The organism is Devosia sp. Z6_126 (assembly GCF_058133495.1).
In genome coordinates, this window is the sequence record NZ_JBYUNO010000002.1 from 240882 (window position 1) to 259058 (window position 18177).

The following is an 18177-nucleotide window of genomic DNA, read 5'->3' on the forward strand; positions in this document are numbered from 1 at the left end:
CTTTAGCCGCTGACAATGCTGCGCAACACCCGCCCGTCGCGCTGGAGGATAATCTGCCAGGTACGGACCCGCTGCGCGACGGCACTGGTGAAGGCCTGCACGGTATCCATGCTGATATCGTTGAGCGAAAGCACGATGTCGTCCACCCGCAAACCCATCTGATCGGCAGGCGAGCCGGGCTCCACCGCCGTGATCAGCACGCCCTTGGCGTCGTAAGGCAGGTCCTTGGCTTCGGCAAGGGCCGGATCAAGCTGACGCACGCTGGTCCCGGCAAAGCGGGTGTTGCCGCTGATGTCGGCGATCTTGTCTGGTCCGGCAGCGGGGGCAGTCTCGACAGTGAAGGCAATGGCCTGGGTGTTGCCGCCGCGCAGGCGCTCGAGCTGGGTCTGGGTGCCGATCGGCTTGGTGGCGAGGCGGAAGTTGAAGGCGCTGGGATCATCGACAGTGATGCCGTCCACGGACACGATCACATCGCCCGAGGCAAAGCCGGCGCGTTCGGCCGGCCCACCAGGCGCCACTTCGGTGATCAGCGCCCCATGCGGCGCGGGCATGCCGAGGCTCTTGGCGATATCGGCGGTCACTGTCTGCATCTTGGCGCCGAACCAGGGGCGCACGATTTCGCCACCGGCGACACCGGCATCGGCCACCAGCCGCGCCATGTTGGCGGGGATGGCAAAGCCGATGCCTACCGAGCCCCCGGTTTGGGAATAAATGGCGGTGTTGATGCCAACTAGCTTGCCGTCGAGATCGACAAGCGCGCCGCCGGAATTGCCCGGATTGATCGCCGCATCGGTCTGGATGAAGAACTCGTAATCGCTGCTTTCCACGCCGGTGCGGGCCAGGGCGGAAACAATGCCGCTCGTCACCGTCTGCCCGACGCCGAAGGGATTGCCGATGGCGAGCACCAGATCGCCAACGAGGAGCCCGTCCGAATCGGCAAAGGTGATGGCTGGGAAGGTGACGGAAGCGGGGTCGCGCACGCGCAGGACGGCCAGATCGGTCTGGGCGTCCTCGACGACGATGTCGACGGCAAACTCACGGCCATCTGAAAGGGCGATACGCACATCGGTGGCGCTCTCTATCACATGGCGGTTGGTGAGCACGACGCCGCTGGCATCGACAATCACGCCGGAGCCTAGCGAGCGGCTCTCGCGCGGTCGGCTCTGGAACTGGCGGCCACCAAAAAAGCGCTGGAAGAACGGATCGCTGGCAAAGGGGGATGTGGCCTGCTGCTCGATGCGGGTGGCATAGACATTGACCACCGAAGGGGCGACCGTCGCCACGACCGGCGCGAAGCTGAGCTTGAGCTGGCCCTCGCTCTGGGGCACCTGCCGCCCAGCAGGCGCCGAGGTAAGATCCTGACTTTGCGCCACGGTGGCTTGCTGTAGGGGAGCCAAAGCCAGTGTCCCGCCCAGAGCCAGAGCTCCAAGCACCAAACCAGCCCCGATCCAAGCCTGCACACGCATCAAGCAAAACTCCAGCAAAGGGTGCGGCGCGGCGGCCGCGGAGGGGCAGCGAAACGCCCAGACTTTGTCGTCAAAATGGCACAGCGGCCAGCAGATAAATCCAATGCAAATAAAGGTTTGAATTGGGGGGCCTGGCACCCTATATGCAGCGCTCACCTCCCCCCTCTCTCCTGTGCCGGAAAGGCAAGTCGTCAATGACCACTGAGCCGAAACACGTGTTTCCCAATACCTCCGCGCTGATCGCTGCGGAAGCTCCGGATTTTCCGGCATTTCTGTTCTCGGAGCGGGAGTTGCACAAGGCCACAAAGGTGTTTCGCAAGGGCTTTGACGGGCTGCTGACTTATGCCGTCAAGTGCAACCCCTCGCCTCACATCATTGCGCAGCTGCACCGCGAAGGGCTCAAAGCATTCGACGTTGCCTCCAATCGCGAGATGGAGCTGGTGCGCGACTATGCGCCGGGTGCAGCAATGCACTACAACAACCCGATCAAGAACAAGCGGGAAATCGTGCGGGCGTATGAGGAGTTCGGCGTTCGCTCCTTCACCATCGACCATCCCCAGCAGCTCGATCAGCTTGCGTCAGTGGTGTCGCCGTCGCGCGATGTGGAAGTCACCACGCGCTTCAAGGCGGGCAAGGCGCTCAAGTCCTATGACTTTGGCATCAAGTTCGGCGTGATGGAGCAAGGCGCCGCCGAGATCGTCACCATGGTCGAGCAGATGGGCTATACGCCGAGCCTCTGCTTCCATGTCGGCTCGCAGTGCGAAGACGCCTATGCCTATGAGCGTCACATCGCGGCGGCATCGCGCATCGTGAACGAAGCGGGGATCGAGCTGAAACGCCTTAATATCGGTGGCGGCTATCCCGCCCCCTACCCGACCAGCGAAGCGCCGCCGATGGACTATTATTTCGAAACGATCTCGACCGCGGTCGAGGATCATTTCGGCAACAAGAATCGCCCTGAGCTGATCATCGAGCCCGGTCGGGCCCTCGTGACCTCGTCGACCTCGCTGCTGCTGCGGGTGAAGCATCAGCGTGGCGGCCAATCGGTTTATGTCAATGACGGCGCCTATGGCTCGCTGATGGAAGTGAAGTTCATGCACTTTACTCCCCCAGTGCGGGTGTGGCGCGGTGCGCGGGTGCACGACAACAATGCCGAGTTCTCCGAGTTCACCATCTGGGGGCCGACCTGCGACAGCTATGACGTGCTGCCCCAGGTGTTCACCCTGCCCGCCGATATCGATGAAGACGACTGGATCGAGTTCGGCCTGATGGGTGCCTATACCCAGGCCTCGCTGACCCCGTTCAACGGCTTTGACCGCCGTGACCAGTACTGGGTCGAGGAAGTCTACACCGGCAAGGACGTCCAGCCGGAATAAGCGCGAAACAGCTGAACAAGGGCCACCCCAGACCATCGGGGTGGCCTTTTCGTTTTGGGGAGGAGGAAGATGCCGCAATTGCCGCCGCTGGCCGCCATGGGCGAGCGCATCGTGATCATGGGGCCCAGCAATGCCGGCAAGTCAACGCTGTGCGTTGCCCTCGCCCAGAAGCTTGGAGCGACACCGGTGCACCTCGACCAGCTTCGGCACCTGCCGGGCACGGACTGGCAGTTGCGCCCGGATGCACAGTTTCACCAGCTACACGACGAGGCCATCCGTTGTGAGCGTTGGGTGATGGACGGCAACTATTCGCTACTGCTGCCGCAGCGCCTTCAGCGTGCTACCGGCGTCATCATTCTCGATGACCATTTCATCCGGCGCCATCTGCGCTATCTCAGGCGAACCCTGTTGCAGAAGCGCCGTGCCGGCAGCCTCGAAGGCAACAAGGACAGCGTCAAATGGGCGATGATCCGCTGGATCTGGAAGACGCGGCGCAGCACTGATCGCCTGAACCTGCTGGCGGCGGAGGCCGGCCTGCCCGTGGTGTTCTGCCGGAGCCTCGATGAGGTGAAGGCGCTTTATTGTGCCTGGGCGCTCTGAGCCGGCGTGTTGGCATCGGTCGGCTTTACCAAGCCGAGCCGGATCACGCTTTCGGCGGTGGCGAGAATGGCATCCCGCCCGCTGATGAAGGGGCGGCCAAGCAAGCCCTCCCCTTTGGTGCGATCGTAATGTTTCTGGTTGCCGATATCATTGATGATCTGGCGCGTGGGCCCGCCAAACCGCGCCAGCAGCTTAATCAACCAATCGGGCACCTGTTTGCGGGTGATGGCCCGGTCGGGATAGGCGCTGCGCAAGATTTCGGCCACATCGGGAAACGGCACATAGTCCGAGGTCGCCAGATAACGGTGCCCGGCAGAGGATGACTGCTGGAGCGCGGCAACGTGCATCGCGGCCACGTCGCGGACATCCACCACCGAAAAGCCATTGCTGGGCATGGCGGGCGTAGAGCCCTCCAGAAGCCCCGAGACCATGCGCAGGGACACACTGGCATCATCGTCGAGCGCCGGTCCCAGGATGGCGCCAGGGTGGATCGTGGTCAGCGCCAAGCCCTCGGAGCGCGCATAAGCCCAGGCGGCGCGTTCAGCCTTGGTCTTGCCCACGCAATAGGCCCAGGTGAACTTCATCGCGGCGAGATCGGTGAAGTGCTCCTCGGTGTAAACCCGCTGGCCCGTGACATGCCCATGGCCATAGCCGACGGTGGCGATTGAAGACGTCATCACCACGCGTTTGACCCCCGTGACCACGGCAAAGCGCAAGACCCGCTCGGTGCCCTCTACGGCCGGGGCGATAACCTCCTGCGGATCTTTGGGTTCGATACCGAGGATCTGGGCTGCGACATGGACAATCGCATCCACCCCGATCATCGCGTCCCGCCAACCCCGATCGTGCATCAGGTCGAGCTTGACGAGTTGCAGGCGTGACAAGACCCCCTGCCCCAACTCGGCGGCGACAGTCTTGCGGACGGCCTCTGCCTTGCCTTCGGAGCGCACCGTGCCGCGTACGTCAAAACCGGCGCGCAGCAACTCGAGGACGGTCCACTTTCCGACAAACCCACTCGCACCGGTGACCAGGATCCGACCAGACTGCATTGCGGCACCCAAAAACAAAAGCGGCCACGGAGTGAACCGCAGCCGCTTCTAAAAGTCTATGGGTCTGAGCGCTTACGCGGCTTCGGACTCGTCTTCGTCGCGATACTGTACCGGGCCGCTGTCCTGGCCCTTCGCATTGACGTCACGATCAACAAACTCGATCACGGCCATGGGCGCATTGTCGCCATAGCGGAAGCCGGCCTTCATGATGCGGATATAGCCGCCCTGACGCTCGGCATAACGCGGGCCGAGCACTGCGAACAGCTTGGCAACCTGGCCTTCGTCACGGATCTGAGCGATAGCCTGACGGCGGGCATGCAGGTCGCCGCGCTTAGCGAGGGTGACGAGCTTCTCGACGATCGGACGCAGGTCCTTGGCCTTGGGAAGCGTGGTGACGATCTGCTCGTGCTTGATCAGCGCGGCGGACATGTTGGCAAACATCGCCTTGCGATGGCTGGCCGTACGGTTGAGTTTGCGGCCTGAATTACCGTGGCGCATGGTGGTCTCCTAAAGTGCTTGGCAGCGCGCGATCAATAATGATCTTCGTAGCGCTTGGCGAGGTCATCGATATTCTCGGGTGGCCAGTTGTTGACGTCCATTCCGAGATGAAGCCCCATCTGTGCCAGGACTTCCTTGATTTCGTTGAGCGACTTGCGGCCGAAGTTCGGGGTCCGCAGCATCTCGGCTTCCGTCTTCTGGATCAGGTCGCCGATGTAAACGATGTTGTCGTTCTTGAGGCAGTTGGCCGAACGCACCGAAAGCTCGAGTTCGTCGACCTTCTTGAGCAGCGCCGGATTGAAGGCCAGCTCGGGCACGGAATCCTGCGCCTTTTCCTTGCTGGGCTCTTCGAAGTTCACGAACACCGAGAGCTGATCCTGCAGGATGCGGGCGGCGTATGCCACGGCATCATCCGGCGAGATCGCGCCATTGGTTTCTACCTGCAGCGTCAGCTTGTCCTTGTCGAGCGATTCACCAGCGCGGGTGGCATCAACCTTGTAGGACACGCGACGAACCGGCGAAAACAGCGAGTCCACCGGGATGTACCCGATCGGCGCGTCTTCAGGACGGTTCTTGTCGGCAGGCACATAGCCCTTACCGGTGTTCACAGTGAACTCGATATTGATCTCGGCGCCATCATCAAGATGGCAGATCACGAAATCGGGGTTCAGCACTTCGATATCGCCGGTGACCTTGATGTCGCCCGCGGTTACAGCGCCCGGCCCCTGCCGCGTGAGCTGCAGACGCTTTGGGCCTTCGCCGCCCATCTTCAACGCGATCTCTTTCACGTTGAGGACAAGGTCGGTCATGTCCTCGCGCACGCCCGGCAGCGAGGAGAATTCGTGCAGAATGCCATCAATCTGGATTGCCGTCACCGCCGCGCCCTGAAGCGACGACAGCAGCACGCGACGCAGGGCGTTACCAAGGGTAAGCCCGTAACCGCGCTCAAGCGGCTCGGCAACAACCGAGGCCACGCGCGCGTTATCGCTGCCCGAAACAATCTCCAGCTTGGTCGGCTTAATCAGTTCTTGCCAGTTCCTCTGGATCGTCACGGTTCTTGTCCTTTCAAAATCGCGGCCCTCGCCCGGCCGCACCGCCGCAAACGCAATAAGACTCCCGGCCGCCCCGGCCGGGAGCTCTTGACTGCTCTATTAAACGCGGCGCCGCTTGCGCGGACGGCAGCCGTTGTGCGGGATCGAAGTGACGTCACGGATCGAGGTGACGTTGAAACCGGCAGCCTGGAGAGCGCGCAGCGCGGACTCGCGACCCGAACCAGGACCGCGCACTTCAACCTCGAGGGTCTTCATGCCGTGTTCCTGAGCCTTCTTGGCAGCATCTTCAGCAGCGACCTGAGCCGCGTACGGGGTCGACTTACGAGAACCCTTGAAGCCCATCACACCGGACGAGCTCCACGAAATCGTGTTGCCCTGCATGTCAGCGATGGTGACCATGGTATTGTTGAAGGATGCATTCACGTGAGCAACACCCGACGTGATATTCTTGCGCTCCTTGCGGCGGACGCGCGTGGTTTCAGTCTTAGCCATTTAATTCCTCTGATCGATATCTACGCTGCCGTCAGCCTTAGGGCGGCCCCGGCAGCTACATCGAAGAACCCCAAAATGGGTTCTTACTTCTTCTTGCCGGCAATCGGCTTGGCCGGACCCTTGCGGGTGCGGGCATTGGTATGGGTACGCTGACCGCGAACCGGTAGACCACGACGGTGGCGCAGGCCGCGATAATTGCCCAGGTCCATCAGACGCTTGATGTTCATTGCCACATTGCGGCGCAGATCACCTTCCACAACATAGTCGCGGTCGATGGTTTCACGGATCTGGATAACTTCAGCGTCGGTCAATTCATTGACGCGGCGCTCGGCTGGAATGCCAACCTTGGTGCAGATATCCTCGGCGAACTTGTCACCGATCCCGTGGATATACTGCAACGCGATGATCACGCGCTTATTCGTCGGGATATTGACGCCAGCAATACGAGCCACGTCTGCTCTCCTTCATTCAACACGGATACCGTCACGGCCCGTGCCTTAAACAACAAGGGACCGGATTTCGACCCCCAACCAATTGAGGAACCGAATCCAGCCCAATAATCTATGGAACTGACGCGGTTCTTTAAGGACTTGACAAGCCAGAGTCAACTGCCCTGCCAAATCTGCCTTCAGTGCTCGATGGCCGCCTTGATGGCATCGGTCACTGCGGTGACCGGCGCCATGCCGTCCACAGTTCGCAGTAGACCCTTGCCACTGTAATAGGCAACCAACGGCGCGGTTTGCTCGCCGTAAACGGCAAGGCGCTTGCGCAGCACGTCCTCGTTGTCGTCGGCGCGAGCGCCGCCACTTTCCTTGGCGCGATTGATCACGCGCTGGACCAAAACATCGGGATCGGCCTTGATCTCGACCACTGCGTCGAGCTTGACACCCTTGGCCGCCAGCATCTCACCCAAGGCTTCCGCCTGGGCAATGGTGCGGGGAAAGCCGTCGAGGATAAAGCCGGGCTGGCAGTCCTGTGCATCGAGCCGTTCAGCAACGATGCCATTGACGATCTCGTCGGAAACTAGATCCCCACGATCCACAATGGCCTTGGCCTCAAGCCCCAACGGGGTCTTGGCCGCAATAGCCGACCTCAGGATGTCCCCGGTGGAGAGCTGCGGAATTCCGTAGGTCTCCAGCAGGATTTTTGCTTGTGTCCCCTTGCCCGCTCCTGGCGGCCCCAACAGGATCAACCTCATCGACGTTTGCCCCCACCCAGACGAGACTTCTTGACCAGCCCTTCATATTGCTGCGCAATCAGATGGCTCTGGATCTGGCTAACCGTATCGAGCGTCACCGTCACCATGATCAGCAGCGAGGTGCCGCCGATGAACTGGCTCACCGCCAGCTGGTTGTGGATCAACTCGGGAATCAGCGCCACGACAGTCAGATAAAGCGCGCCGATCAGAGTGATACGAGTCAGCACATAGTCGATGTACTGAGCGGTCCGTTCGCCAGGACGGATGCCCGGAATGAAGCCGCCGGAGCGCTTGAGATTGTCGGCAGTTTCCTGCGGATTGAAGACGATCGCCGTGTAGAAGAAGGCAAAGAAGATGATGAAGAAGGCAAAGAGCGCAAGGTAAAGTGGTTGCCCACGACCGAGCAGCGCAGTGGTCACCTGAAGCCATTGCGGCGCGTTGCCTTGAGCGGCAAAGGACGCGATGGTTGCAGGCAGCAGCAGGAGCGATGAACCGAAGATCACCGGGATCACGCCTGCCGTGTTGAGCTTGAGCGGCAGATGCGAGGTGTCACCCTGGAACATCTTGTTGCCGACCTGGCGCTTTGGATACTGGATCAGTAGCCGGCGCTGGGCGCGTTCGAAGAACACGATGAAGGCAATCACCGCAATCGAAAGCAGCACAATGCCAAAGCCAGCCAGGGGCGGCAAAGCACCGGTCCGGCTCAGCTCGAAAGTCTGAACGATCGTGGTCGGCAGGTTGGCGACGATACCGGCAAAGATGATCAAGGAAATGCCGTTGCCCACGCCGCGTGCAGTGATCTGTTCGCCCAGCCACATCAGGAACATGGTGCCGCCAACCAGCGTGATCACCGTCGAGATACGGAAGAACCAACCTGGATTGAGCACAACGCCCTGGCTGCCCTCCAGTCCGACGGCGATGCCGTAAGCCTGAACGGCACAAAACACCACGGCAAGATAGCGCGTGTACTGGTTCATCTTGCGACGGCCAGCTTCGCCTTCTTTCTTGAGCGCCTCAAGACGAGGCGATGCGGTGGCGATCACCTGCACGACGATCGAAGCCGTGATATAGGGGATCAGGTTGAGGGCAAAGATCGCCATGCGTTCGACGGCACCGCCGGCGAACATGTTGAACATGCCGATAATGCCCTGCTGGGATTGTTCGAAGGTCGCGCGGAACGCGTCCGGATCAATGCCAGGAACGGGAATAAAAGTGCCAAGACGATAAACGAGCAGCGCGCCCAGTGTGAACCAGATGCGCTGCTGAAGGGCCTTGGCCTTCGAGAAGGTCGAGAAGTTTAGATTACGAGCTAGTTGCTCGGCTGCGGACGCCATGCATCGCTCCCTATGGCTTTAAGGCCAGGCGCGTAAGACCGAGTGAAATCACTCGGCCTGTGCGTCCTCTGCCGTCGACTTTGCCTTGAGCAAATCGACCTTGCCGCCTGCAGATTCAATAGCTGCAAGCGCACCCTTGGTTGCATAATCAACCTTGAAGGTGACCTTGGAGGCGGTGAAACCCTCAGCACCGATCAGGCGCACGCCGTCCTTGACGCGACGGATCACGCCGGCAGCAACAAGAGCCTGAGCATCGACAATACCGGACACGTCCAGCTTGCCGCTATCGATGTAGTTCTGGATGCGATCGATACGGATCTGGTTCCAGTCCTTGGGGTTCGGCGGATTGAAGCCGCGCTTTGGCATACGCATGTGAAGGGGCATCTGGCCGCCTTCAAAACCGTTGATCGCCACGCCTGAGCGTGCGGTCTGGCCCTTGCCACCGCGACCACCGGTCTTGCCCTTGCCCGAACCGATACCGCGGCCTACGCGGATACGGGTCTTGCTGGAGCCTGGATTATCACGAAGTTCGTTCAAACGGGTCATGGGGGACCTTCTTTCCTACTCGCCGATTACGCGGACGAGGTGCGGGAGCTTGTTGATCATGCCGCGCACTTCGGGCGTATCAATCAGCTCGCGCTTCTTGTTCATCTTGTTCAGCCCCAGACCGATCAGGGTTGCACGCTGCACCTTGTCACGGCGGATCGGTGATCCGATCTGCTGGACGGTAATGGTTTTGCCATCAGCCATTTTTAATCTCCGACTAGGTGGTGCGATCAGACTTCGACGGCAGCTTCGCCGCGGCGAGCCTGCAGTTCGGAAACCTTTAGGCCACGACGGGAGGCCACCGAGCGAGGGCTATCAACGCGCTTGAGCGCATCAAAGGTAGCCCGCACCATGTTGTATGGGTTTGCAGTGCCCTGCGACTTAGCAACGATGTCGTTGATGCCAAGAGTTTCGAACACAGCGCGCATCGGACCACCAGCAATGATGCCGGTACCGGGAACGGCTGCGCGCAGGATCACCTTGCCGGCGCCGTGACGACCCTGCACATCGTGGTGCAGCGTACGAGCGTCGCGCAGGGGTACGCGGATCATCTGCCGCTTCGCCTGCTCTGTGGCCTTGCGGATTGCTTCTGGAACTTCACGCGCCTTGCCGTGACCAAAGCCAACGCGGCCCTTCTGGTCGCCAACAACAACAAGCGCTGCAAAGCCGAAGCGACGGCCACCCTTGACCACCTTAGCCACACGGTTGATGTGGACCAGGCGATCGACGAATTCGCTTTCGCGTTCTTGAACGTCTCTGCTCATAATGTTTTTCCTTGCCGTGTCTTAGAACTGCAGACCGCCCTCGCGGGCTGCCTCTGCAAGGGCCTTTACACGGCCGTGATAGATGTACGACCCACGGTCGAAGACGACTTCGGCAACGCCAGCCTGGGTGCCGCGCTCGGCAATCAACTTGCCGATCGCTGCTGCAGCCTCGGCGGTGCTGCCATTGGCAACACTGGACTTGATGTCCTTGTCGAGCGTCGAAGCGGCCGCAAGGGTGCGACCCGTCGTGTCATCGATGATCTGAGCGTAGATATTCTTGTCCGAACGGAAAACCGACAGACGCGGACGACCGAAGGCACGAGCCTTGAGCGCCTTGCGGACACGGGCCTTGCGGCGCTCCGCACCTTTTGCACTAATAGCCATAGCTGGCGCTCCTTACTTCTTCTTGCCTTCTTTGCGGAAGACCTGTTCGCCCAGGTACCGCACGCCCTTGCCCTTGTAGGGCTCTGGAGCACGCCACTCGCGGATATTGGCCGCAACCTGGCCAACCTGCTGCTTGTCCGTACCGGTTACGATGATCTCGGTCGGTGCAGGGACAGCAAGCGTGATGCCCGCAGGGGCTTGGTAGATCACTTCGTGGCTGAACCCAAGCGAAAGCTTGATGTCCTTGCCCTGCATTGCAGCGCGATAACCAACACCCTGGATCGCCAGCCGCTTTTCAAAGCCCGTGCTGACACCGGTGACCATGTTCTGGATCAGTGCACGGGTGGTGCCCCAGGCAGCGCGCGCCTCACGGGTGTCGTTGGCCGGAACAACGGTGATGCCGTCGTCGCCCTGCTCAACATTGACAACTTCCATGAGGGGCAGGCTCAGCTCGCCCTTGGGCCCCTTGGCGGTTACGGTGCGACCATTGACGGTCACCGTAACGCCACTCACCGGTGCAACCGGTTTCTTGCCAGTACGTGACATTTTCAGTTCAATCCTTGAGTAATCGTCTTACCGTGGATCCAGGGCACAAGCCCTAGAACACGCGGCAGAGTACCTCGCCACCGACATTGGCGGCCTTGGCTTCGTGGTCGGCCATCACACCCTTGGGGGTGGAGAGGATCGACACACCCAGGCCATTCGCAACCTGGGGAATATTCTTGACCGACGCATAAACGCGACGGCCCGGACGCGAAACGCGCTCGATGGTGCGAATCACGGGGTCGTTTTCGGCATACTTCAGTTCGATTTCGTATTCGGCAGCGCCGTTCTCGAACTTGGTTTCCGAATAGCCGCGGATGAAGCCTTCGGACTGAAGCACGTCCAGGACACGGCCACGCAGCGTGGAAGCCGGCGTGGACACGGAAGTCTTGCGGCGCAACTGGGCATTGCGGATGCGGGTCAGCATATCGCCGATGGGATCGGAAAAGCTCATCTCAGATTCTCCTTACCAGCTCGACTTCACGAGGCCGGGAATCATGCCCATGTTGCCCAGCTCACGCAGGGCAATACGGCTCATCTTGAGCTTACGATAGTAAGCGCGTGGACGACCCGACACTTCACAACGGTTGCGCACCCGCACCTTGGCGGAATTGCGCGGCAGTTCGGCCAGCTTGAGCTGGGCGGCGAAACGCTGATCAATGGGGATCGACTGATCCTTGGTCTGCGCCTTGAGAGCTGCGCGCTTGCCGGCATACTGCTTGGCGAGCGCAACGCGCTTCTTGTTCTTTTCAATGGAGCTGGTCTTGGCCATGTCCTGTTCCTTATCCTTCCCCTGCCCGCTTACTGGCGGAACGGGAAGTTGAATGCCTTGAGAAGCGCGCGCGCCTCATCATCGCTCTTGGCCGTCGTCGCAATGACGATGTCCATGCCCCAGACCTGGTCAACCTGATCGTAGTTGATTTCCGGGAAGATGATATGTTCCTTGATGCCCATAGCGTAGTTGCCACGGCCGTCAAATGAATTCGGATTGAGGCCGCGGAAATCTCGCACGCGGGGCAGCGCAATGTTGACCAGACGGTCAAGGAATTCATACATGCGCGTCTTGCGCAGCGTGACCTTAACGCCCAGCGGCATGTCTTCGCGCACCTTGAAGCCAGCGATCGACTTGCGAGCATGGGTGATCACGGGCTTCTGGCCGGCAATCTTTTCCAGATCGCCTGCAGCGCTCTTGACCTTCTTGGTGTCGTTGACAGCTTCGCCAACGCCCATATTCAGCACGATCTTGTCGAGCTTGGGCATTTCCATGACGTTCTTGTAGGAGAACTGCTCCTGAAGAACCTTGCGGATATTTTCTTCATACTCGGTACGAAGCCGCGGAATGTAAGCGGTCTCAGCCATCGATCACATCTCCGGTCGACTTGGCAACGCGCGTCTTGACGCCGTCGTTGATCTGGAAACCGACGCGGGTGGGCTTGCCATCCTTATCGGCGAGCGCGATGTTCGACAAATGGATCGGGGCTTCCTTGGTGAAGATCCCTGCATCGGTCGACGCGGTCTGCTTAGTGTGGCGACGAACCAGGTTGATACCCTGGACCAGCGCCTTGGTTTCGGTCGGGATGACCTGCAGGACCTGCCCGGTCTTGCCCTTGTCCTTGCCGGCCAGGACGACGACCTTGTCGCCCTTTTTAATCTTGGCAGCCATTACAGCACCTCTGGCGCGAGCGAAATGATCTTCATGTGGTTCTTGGCGCGAAGCTCGCGCGGAACTGGTCCGAAGATACGAGTGCCGATTGGCTCTTTCTGATTGTTGATCAGAACCGCGGCATTCTTGTCGAAGCGGATTACGGTGCCATCGGGACGACGGATGTCGAACGCGGTGCGAACGACCACGGCCTTCATGACCTGGCCCTTCTTGACACGGCCACGTGGAATGGCATCCTTGACGGAGACAACGATGATGTCGCCGACCGAAGCGTACTTGCGGTGCGAACCGCCCAGTACCTTGATGCACATGACCCGCTTGGCGCCGGAGTTGTCGGCAACATCGAGATTGGACTGCATCTGGATCATGGCGTAGCACCTTCCTGAGCCGCGTCCTGAACCAGCGTCCAGCGCTTGTTCTTGGAAATCGGCGCACACTCTTCGATCCAAACGATCTGCCCGACCTTGGCCAGATTGGCCTCGTCATGGGCGTGATACTTCTTGGACCGGCGAACCGTCTTCTTCATCACGGGATGCGTGAAGCGGCGCTCAACGCGCACCACGACCGTCTTCTCATTGGCGTCGGAGACCACAGTCCCCTGCAAAACGCGCTTTGGCATGGTCGCGGCTCCTTACTTCGCTGCGTTCTTTTCGCCGAGGATCGTCTTGATCCGCGCGATGTCGCGGCGGACGGACTTTACCTGGGCCGGCTTTTCCAGCTGCTGGGTAGCACGCTGGAAACGCAGGTTGAACTGTTCTTTCTTGAGGTCGACGAGCTGATCCTTCAGTTCGTCTGCGGTCTTGCTCCGCACATCACTGGCTTTCATGCTCGCAGTCCTTAGTCGGCAATGCGGGTAACAACCCGCGTCATGATCGGAAGCTTCATTGCGCCAAGGCGCAGCGCTTCCTTGGCAACGTCCTCGGGGACGCCGTCGATCTCGAATACAATGCGGCCCGGTTTAACACGAGCAGCCCAGAATTCAACCGAACCCTTGCCCTTACCCATACGCACTTCAGTCGGCTTCTTGGAAACCGGCACATCTGGGAAGATACGGATCCAGACACGACCCTGGCGCTTCATCTCGCGGGTGATGGCGCGACGAGCAGCTTCGATCTGGCGAGCGGTTACCCGCTCTGGCTCAGTCGCCTTGAGGGCATACTGGCCGAAGGCAAGCTCGGTGCCGCCCTTGGCGACGCCGTGGATACGGCCCTTGTGCGCCTTGCGGAACTTAGTCTTTTTTGGTTGCAGCATAATGAACTAACCTTCTTATGCGCGTTCACGATCGCGGTCACCGCGATCAGGCCGCGGACCACGCTCGCTGCGTTCGCTACGCTGACCACCGGCATCGTTGCCTTCAGTCGCGCGACGCTCATGGGCAGTGGGATCGTGCTCGAGAACTTCACCCTTGAAGATCCAGACCTTGATACCGATGATGCCATACGTGGTTTCGGCTTCGGCAGTGCCGTAGTCGATATCAGCACGCAGGGTGTGCAGCGGAACGCGACCTTCGCGGTACCATTCGGTACGAGCGATGTCAGCGCCACCAAGGCGACCACCAACATTCACGCGGATGCCACCGGCGCCCATGCGAATTGCGGTCTGCACAGCACGCTTCATGGCGCGGCGGAAGGCAACACGACGTTCCAGCTGCTGGGCAATGCCTTGGGCAACGAGGGTCGCATCGGTTTCCGGCTTGCGCACTTCAACGATGTTGATGTGCACTTCGCTGTCGGTGTACTTCTTGACCTTGGCGCGGATCTTGTCGATGTCTGCGCCCTTCTTGCCGATCACGATGCCCGGACGGGCGGTGTGGATCGACACGCGGCACTTACGGTGCGGACGCTCGATGACGATCTTCGAAACAGCAGCGGCCTTGAGGTCCTCAAGAAGCGTCTCGCGGATCTTGAGGTCTTCCTGCAGCAGCGAACCGTATTCGCCCTTGTTGGCGAACCAGCGGCTGTCCCAGGTGCGGTTGATGCCCAGGCGGAAGCCGATTGGATTGATCTTCTGGCCCATTATGCGGCCTCCTCAACTTGCCGGACGATGATCGTCAGATGCGCGAAAGGCTTCTCGATCCGCGACGACCGGCCACGGCCACGAGCCGTGAAACGCTTCATGACAAGCGAGTTGCCGACATAGGCTTCGGCGACGACGAGCGCGTCGGTATCGAGGCCATGGTTGTTCTCGGCGTTCGCGATGGCGCTCTCGAGCACCTTCTTGACCTGGCCGGAAATGCGCTTGTGCGAGAACTCGAGTTCGGCCAGAGCCTTCTCGACCTTCTTGCCACGGATCAGCTGAGCCAGAAGGTTGAGCTTCTGCGGGCTGATGCGCAGCATGCGCAGCACAGCCTTGGCCTCGTTGTCCTTGAGCGAACGCTGGGTTTTTGGCTTGCCCATCTTACTTCCTCTTGGCCTTCTTGTCGGCCGCATGCCCGTAATAGGTACGGGTAGGAGCGAATTCGCCGAACTTGTGGCCGATCATGTCTTCAGTGACGTTCACCGGAACATGCTTCTGGCCGTTGTGGACGCCGAAGGTGATGCCGACAAACTGCGGCAGAATGGTCGAGCGGCGGCTCCAGATCTTGACCACATCGCTGCGGCCTGACGACTGGGCCTTCTCGGCCTTCTTGAGCAGATAGCCGTCAACAAACGGCCCCTTCCAAATCGAACGGGTCATGTTTTACCTGCCCTTCTTAACGTGGCGGCTACGAACGATGAACTTGTCCGTTGCCTTGTTGCTGCGAGTCTTCTTGCCCTTGGTCGGCTTGCCCCAAGGCGTAACCGGGTGACGGCCACCAGAGGTGCGGCCTTCACCACCACCATGCGGGTGATCGATCGGGTTCATGGCCACGCCGCGGGTGACGGGCTTGCGACCCAGCCAACGCGACCGGCCGGCCTTGCCGAGCGAGGTGTTGGAGTGGTCCTGGTTGGAAACCGCACCAACGGTTGCAAGGCAAGTGCCATGCACGCGGCGCTGTTCACCCGAGTTCAGGCGCAGGATCGCCCAACCCTGGTCGCGACCAACATACTGGGCATAAGCACCAGCCGAGCGAGCGACCTGACCGCCCTTGCGGGGCTTAAGCTCAATGTTGTGCACGATCGTGCCAACGGGCATACGCTCGAGCGGCATTGCATTGCCGGGCTTCACGTCGGCGCCGTTCATCGAAGAGATGACCTTGTCACCAGCCGACAAACGCTGCGGCGCAATGATGTAAGCCTTCTCGCCGTCTTCGTAGATCACCAGGGCGATCCAGGCGGTACGGTTGGGATCATATTCCAGCCGCTCGACAGTGCCGACCGAGTCGAACTTGACGCGCTTGAAGTCAACCAGACGATAGGTCCGCTTGTGACCGCCGCCACGGTGGAACGCAGTGATGCGTCCACGGTTGTTGCGGCCGCCCTTTTTGGACAAACCCTCGGTCAAGGTCTTGACCGGAGCGCCCTTCCAGAGTTCCGAACGATCGGTCGTGATCAGCTGACGACGGCCTTCGGAGGTGGGATTGTAAGTTTTTAGAGCCATTTTTGTCTCTGTCCCTTAGAGGCCGGTCGAAATATCGATCGACTGGCCGTCGACGAGGGTCACGATGGCCTTCTTGACGTCGTTACGAACGCCGATCTTGCCGCGGAAACGCTTCACCTTGCCCTTGCGGACGAGGGTGTTAACTGCCTTCACCTTGACCTGGAAGAGCTGCTCGACGGCGGCCTTGATCTCGGTCTTGCTGGCATCGATTGCCACATCGAAAACAACCTGGTTGTTTTCCGAAGCCATGGTCGACTTTTCAGTCACCACTGGATTGCGGACGATGTCGTAAGCGCTAAGCTTGTTCATGCGAACCTCGCTTCCAGCGCTTCGAGCGCTGCCTTGGTCAGGACGAGCTTTTCACGCTTGAGGATCGAAACAACGTTGATCCCCTGCACCGGCAGCACGTCGATGTGCGGAATGTTGCGGGCGGCCAGAGCGAAGTTCTGGTCCACAGCCGCACCATCGATGATCAGCGCATTGGACCAGGCCAAGTTGCCGAACACGGTGCGAAGCGCCGCAGTCTTGGGAGCAGCAGTCGCAACGCTATCCAGGACGATCAGATCGCCTGCCTTAGCCTTGGCCGACAAAGCATGCTTGAGTGCCAGGGCGCGGACCTTCTTGGGAAGATCGATCGCATGGCTGCGCGGGGTCGGACCGAATGCACGGCCACCACCACGGAACTGGGGAGCCTTGCGATCGCCGTGACGGGCGCCGCCCGAACCCTTCTGCTTCACAAACTTCTTGCCCGTGCGCACGCCTTCCGAACGATGCTTGACATCGTGCGTGCCGGACATGGCCTTGAGCTGCTGGTAGCGAACCATGCGGTGCAGGATGTCCTGCCGCACTTCGAGGCCGAACACGTCGTCAGCAAGCGTAACGCTGCCGTTCGACTGGCCATCAAGAGTGGTTACCTGGAGTTCCATTATACTGCCTCCCCCGCAACATCAGCGGCGGGCTTGAACGAACCGGGGAAAGCCGCATCCTTGGGCGCGGGCTTCTTGACGGCGTCCTTGATCATGATCCAAGCGCCCTTGGCGCCGGGGACCGAACCCTGGATCATGATCAAACCGCGCTCGACATCGGTCTTGACGACCTTGAGGTTCTGCGTGGTGATGCGACGATCGCCCATATGGCCCGGCATCTTCTTGTTCTTGAAGGTCTTGCCCGGGTCCTGACGGCCACCGGTCGAACCGATCGAACGGTGCGACACAGACACACCGTGGGTCGCGCGCAGACCACCAAAGTTCCAGCGCTTCATACCGCCGGCAAAACCCTTACCAATCGAGGTGCCGGTGACATCCACCAGCTGGCCTTCGACAAAGTGGTCAGCCTGCAGCTGCGCGCCGACCTCGATGAGGTTGGCCTCATCAACGCGGAACTCAGCGACGTGGCGCTTTGGCTCGACCTTGGCGACGGCGAACTGGCCGCGTTCTGCCTTGGTCGTATTCTTGGCTTTCGCCTGCCCAGCACCGAGCTGCAACGCCACATAGCCGTCTTTTTCCGCAGTCCGCTGACCTACCACCTGGCAGTTCTGCAGCTCAAGCACCGTGACCGGCACATGCGCGCCGTCATCGGTGAAAATGCGGGTCATGCCCAGCTTCTGTGCGATCAATCCAGAACGCATCGGTTTAAACCTTTTCAAACTGGCGCTGTGCCGGGTCATTGTTTCCCAAGAGGACCCTGTCGGCGG

The 18177-nt window shown here is 60.3% G+C and carries 30 protein-coding genes; 2 read left to right on the forward strand and 28 right to left on the reverse strand.

What is annotated here, in order from left to right:
* Window positions 1–2: 2 nt before the first annotated feature.
* Entirely contained in the window at window positions 3–1466 is a 1464-nt protein-coding gene (locus AC3YOG_RS07985; RefSeq protein ID WP_489934713.1) for a Do family serine endopeptidase, read from the reverse strand.
* Window positions 1467–1660: 194 nt separating this feature from the next.
* Between AC3YOG_RS07985 and AC3YOG_RS07990 the strand changes: the two genes are divergently transcribed.
* Together AC3YOG_RS07990 and AC3YOG_RS07995 are read left to right on the forward strand one after the other, a co-directional pair.
* Window positions 1661–2842, forward strand: a complete 1182-nt coding sequence (locus tag AC3YOG_RS07990; protein WP_164854793.1) for a type III PLP-dependent enzyme domain-containing protein — start codon at window positions 1661–1663, stop codon at window positions 2840–2842.
* 69 nt (window positions 2843–2911) lie between these two features.
* Window positions 2912–3442: a P-loop NTPase family protein gene (locus AC3YOG_RS07995; protein WP_248306953.1), complete on the forward strand. Its 531-nt coding sequence runs from the start codon at window positions 2912–2914 to the stop codon at window positions 3440–3442.
* Here AC3YOG_RS07995 and AC3YOG_RS08000 read toward each other — a convergent pair.
* The 27 genes from AC3YOG_RS08000 to rplC form a co-directional block, all read right to left on the reverse strand.
* Complete coding sequence (locus AC3YOG_RS08000; RefSeq protein ID WP_489934714.1) at window positions 3421–4491, reverse strand: NAD-dependent epimerase/dehydratase family protein; 1071 nt, start codon at window positions 4489–4491, stop codon at window positions 3421–3423. The two genes, AC3YOG_RS07995 and AC3YOG_RS08000, sit on opposite strands and share 22 nt — an antisense overlap.
* Window positions 4492–4563: 72 nt before the next feature.
* Window positions 4564–4989 (reverse strand): 50S ribosomal protein L17, encoded by a 426-nt coding sequence (gene rplQ / locus AC3YOG_RS08005; protein WP_127752924.1) that lies wholly within the window; start codon window positions 4987–4989, stop codon window positions 4564–4566.
* Between the two features lie 32 nt (window positions 4990–5021).
* Window positions 5022–6041, reverse strand: coding sequence for a DNA-directed RNA polymerase subunit alpha (locus AC3YOG_RS08010; protein WP_172123154.1), 1020 nt, complete (start codon window positions 6039–6041; stop codon window positions 5022–5024).
* Between the two features lie 99 nt (window positions 6042–6140).
* Window positions 6141–6533, reverse strand: coding sequence for a 30S ribosomal protein S11 (gene rpsK / locus AC3YOG_RS08015; protein ID WP_127752922.1), 393 nt, complete (start codon window positions 6531–6533; stop codon window positions 6141–6143).
* Between the two features lie 83 nt (window positions 6534–6616).
* On the reverse strand, window positions 6617–6985 hold the full coding sequence (gene rpsM / locus AC3YOG_RS08020) for a 30S ribosomal protein S13 (protein WP_108398542.1): 369 nt from the start codon (window positions 6983–6985) through the stop codon (window positions 6617–6619).
* A gap of 176 nt (window positions 6986–7161) precedes the next feature.
* Window positions 7162–7731 carry an adenylate kinase gene (locus AC3YOG_RS08025; RefSeq protein WP_489934715.1) on the reverse strand — a complete coding sequence of 190 codons (570 nt, stop codon included), beginning with the start codon at window positions 7729–7731 and terminating at the stop codon, window positions 7162–7164.
* Entirely contained in the window at window positions 7728–9065 is a 1338-nt protein-coding gene (gene secY / locus AC3YOG_RS08030) for a preprotein translocase subunit SecY (RefSeq protein ID WP_127752920.1), read from the reverse strand. The genes AC3YOG_RS08025 and secY overlap by 4 nt, the downstream gene beginning before the upstream one ends.
* Before the next feature lie 48 nt (window positions 9066–9113).
* Window positions 9114–9611, reverse strand: a complete 498-nt coding sequence (gene rplO / locus AC3YOG_RS08035; RefSeq protein WP_172123153.1) for a 50S ribosomal protein L15 — start codon at window positions 9609–9611, stop codon at window positions 9114–9116.
* A 15-nt stretch (window positions 9612–9626) separates the two neighbouring features.
* Entirely contained in the window at window positions 9627–9815 is a 189-nt protein-coding gene (gene rpmD / locus AC3YOG_RS08040; protein ID WP_127752918.1) for a 50S ribosomal protein L30, read from the reverse strand.
* Window positions 9816–9841: 26 nt separating this feature from the next.
* The gene (gene rpsE, locus AC3YOG_RS08045; protein ID WP_127752917.1) at window positions 9842–10375 is read right to left on the reverse strand and encodes a 30S ribosomal protein S5; all 534 of its coding nucleotides are present in this window, start codon (window positions 10373–10375) and stop codon (window positions 9842–9844) included.
* A 21-nt stretch (window positions 10376–10396) separates the two neighbouring features.
* Window positions 10397–10759, reverse strand: coding sequence for a 50S ribosomal protein L18 (rplR, locus tag AC3YOG_RS08050; RefSeq protein ID WP_127752916.1), 363 nt, complete (start codon window positions 10757–10759; stop codon window positions 10397–10399).
* 12 nt (window positions 10760–10771) lie between these two features.
* Window positions 10772–11305, reverse strand: a complete 534-nt coding sequence (gene rplF, locus AC3YOG_RS08055) for a 50S ribosomal protein L6 (RefSeq protein ID WP_127752915.1) — start codon at window positions 11303–11305, stop codon at window positions 10772–10774.
* 52 nt (window positions 11306–11357) lie between these two features.
* The gene (gene rpsH, locus AC3YOG_RS08060; protein ID WP_127752914.1) at window positions 11358–11756 is read right to left on the reverse strand and encodes a 30S ribosomal protein S8; all 399 of its coding nucleotides are present in this window, start codon (window positions 11754–11756) and stop codon (window positions 11358–11360) included.
* A 12-nt stretch (window positions 11757–11768) separates the two neighbouring features.
* Window positions 11769–12074: a 30S ribosomal protein S14 gene (rpsN, locus tag AC3YOG_RS08065; RefSeq protein WP_127752913.1), complete on the reverse strand. Its 306-nt coding sequence runs from the start codon at window positions 12072–12074 to the stop codon at window positions 11769–11771.
* A 29-nt stretch (window positions 12075–12103) separates the two neighbouring features.
* Complete coding sequence (gene rplE / locus AC3YOG_RS08070; protein WP_127752912.1) at window positions 12104–12661, reverse strand: 50S ribosomal protein L5; 558 nt, start codon at window positions 12659–12661, stop codon at window positions 12104–12106.
* The gene (gene rplX, locus AC3YOG_RS08075) at window positions 12654–12965 is read right to left on the reverse strand and encodes a 50S ribosomal protein L24 (RefSeq protein ID WP_127752911.1); all 312 of its coding nucleotides are present in this window, start codon (window positions 12963–12965) and stop codon (window positions 12654–12656) included. The genes rplE and rplX overlap by 8 nt, the downstream gene beginning before the upstream one ends.
* Window positions 12965–13333, reverse strand: a complete 369-nt coding sequence (rplN, locus tag AC3YOG_RS08080; RefSeq protein WP_046138380.1) for a 50S ribosomal protein L14 — start codon at window positions 13331–13333, stop codon at window positions 12965–12967. Before rplN ends, rplX begins: the two co-directional genes overlap by 1 nt.
* The gene (gene rpsQ / locus AC3YOG_RS08085) at window positions 13330–13584 is read right to left on the reverse strand and encodes a 30S ribosomal protein S17 (protein WP_127752910.1); all 255 of its coding nucleotides are present in this window, start codon (window positions 13582–13584) and stop codon (window positions 13330–13332) included. Before rpsQ ends, rplN begins: the two co-directional genes overlap by 4 nt.
* A gap of 12 nt (window positions 13585–13596) precedes the next feature.
* Window positions 13597–13791 (reverse strand): 50S ribosomal protein L29, encoded by a 195-nt coding sequence (rpmC, locus tag AC3YOG_RS08090; protein ID WP_046172875.1) that lies wholly within the window; start codon window positions 13789–13791, stop codon window positions 13597–13599.
* An 11-nt stretch (window positions 13792–13802) separates the two neighbouring features.
* Window positions 13803–14216, reverse strand: a complete 414-nt coding sequence (gene rplP, locus AC3YOG_RS08095; RefSeq protein ID WP_108459097.1) for a 50S ribosomal protein L16 — start codon at window positions 14214–14216, stop codon at window positions 13803–13805.
* Window positions 14217–14231: 15 nt separating this feature from the next.
* Complete coding sequence (gene rpsC / locus AC3YOG_RS08100; RefSeq protein ID WP_127752909.1) at window positions 14232–14981, reverse strand: 30S ribosomal protein S3; 750 nt, start codon at window positions 14979–14981, stop codon at window positions 14232–14234.
* On the reverse strand, window positions 14981–15361 hold the full coding sequence (rplV, locus tag AC3YOG_RS08105) for a 50S ribosomal protein L22 (RefSeq protein WP_127752908.1): 381 nt from the start codon (window positions 15359–15361) through the stop codon (window positions 14981–14983). Before rplV ends, rpsC begins: the two co-directional genes overlap by 1 nt.
* Window position 15362: 1 nt before the next feature.
* Window positions 15363–15641 carry a 30S ribosomal protein S19 gene (gene rpsS / locus AC3YOG_RS08110; RefSeq protein WP_126151783.1) on the reverse strand — a complete coding sequence of 93 codons (279 nt, stop codon included), beginning with the start codon at window positions 15639–15641 and terminating at the stop codon, window positions 15363–15365.
* 3 nt (window positions 15642–15644) lie between these two features.
* On the reverse strand, window positions 15645–16484 hold the full coding sequence (gene rplB / locus AC3YOG_RS08115; protein ID WP_127752907.1) for a 50S ribosomal protein L2: 840 nt from the start codon (window positions 16482–16484) through the stop codon (window positions 15645–15647).
* Between the two features lie 15 nt (window positions 16485–16499).
* The gene (locus AC3YOG_RS08120) at window positions 16500–16793 is read right to left on the reverse strand and encodes a 50S ribosomal protein L23 (RefSeq protein WP_127752906.1); all 294 of its coding nucleotides are present in this window, start codon (window positions 16791–16793) and stop codon (window positions 16500–16502) included.
* The gene (gene rplD, locus AC3YOG_RS08125) at window positions 16790–17410 is read right to left on the reverse strand and encodes a 50S ribosomal protein L4 (protein WP_127752905.1); all 621 of its coding nucleotides are present in this window, start codon (window positions 17408–17410) and stop codon (window positions 16790–16792) included. Before rplD ends, AC3YOG_RS08120 begins: the two co-directional genes overlap by 4 nt.
* A complete protein-coding gene (gene rplC, locus AC3YOG_RS08130; protein ID WP_127755207.1) occupies window positions 17410–18111 on the reverse strand; it encodes a 50S ribosomal protein L3 in 702 nt (233 codons plus the stop codon). Before rplC ends, rplD begins: the two co-directional genes overlap by 1 nt.
* Window positions 18112–18177: the final 66 nt, after the last annotated feature.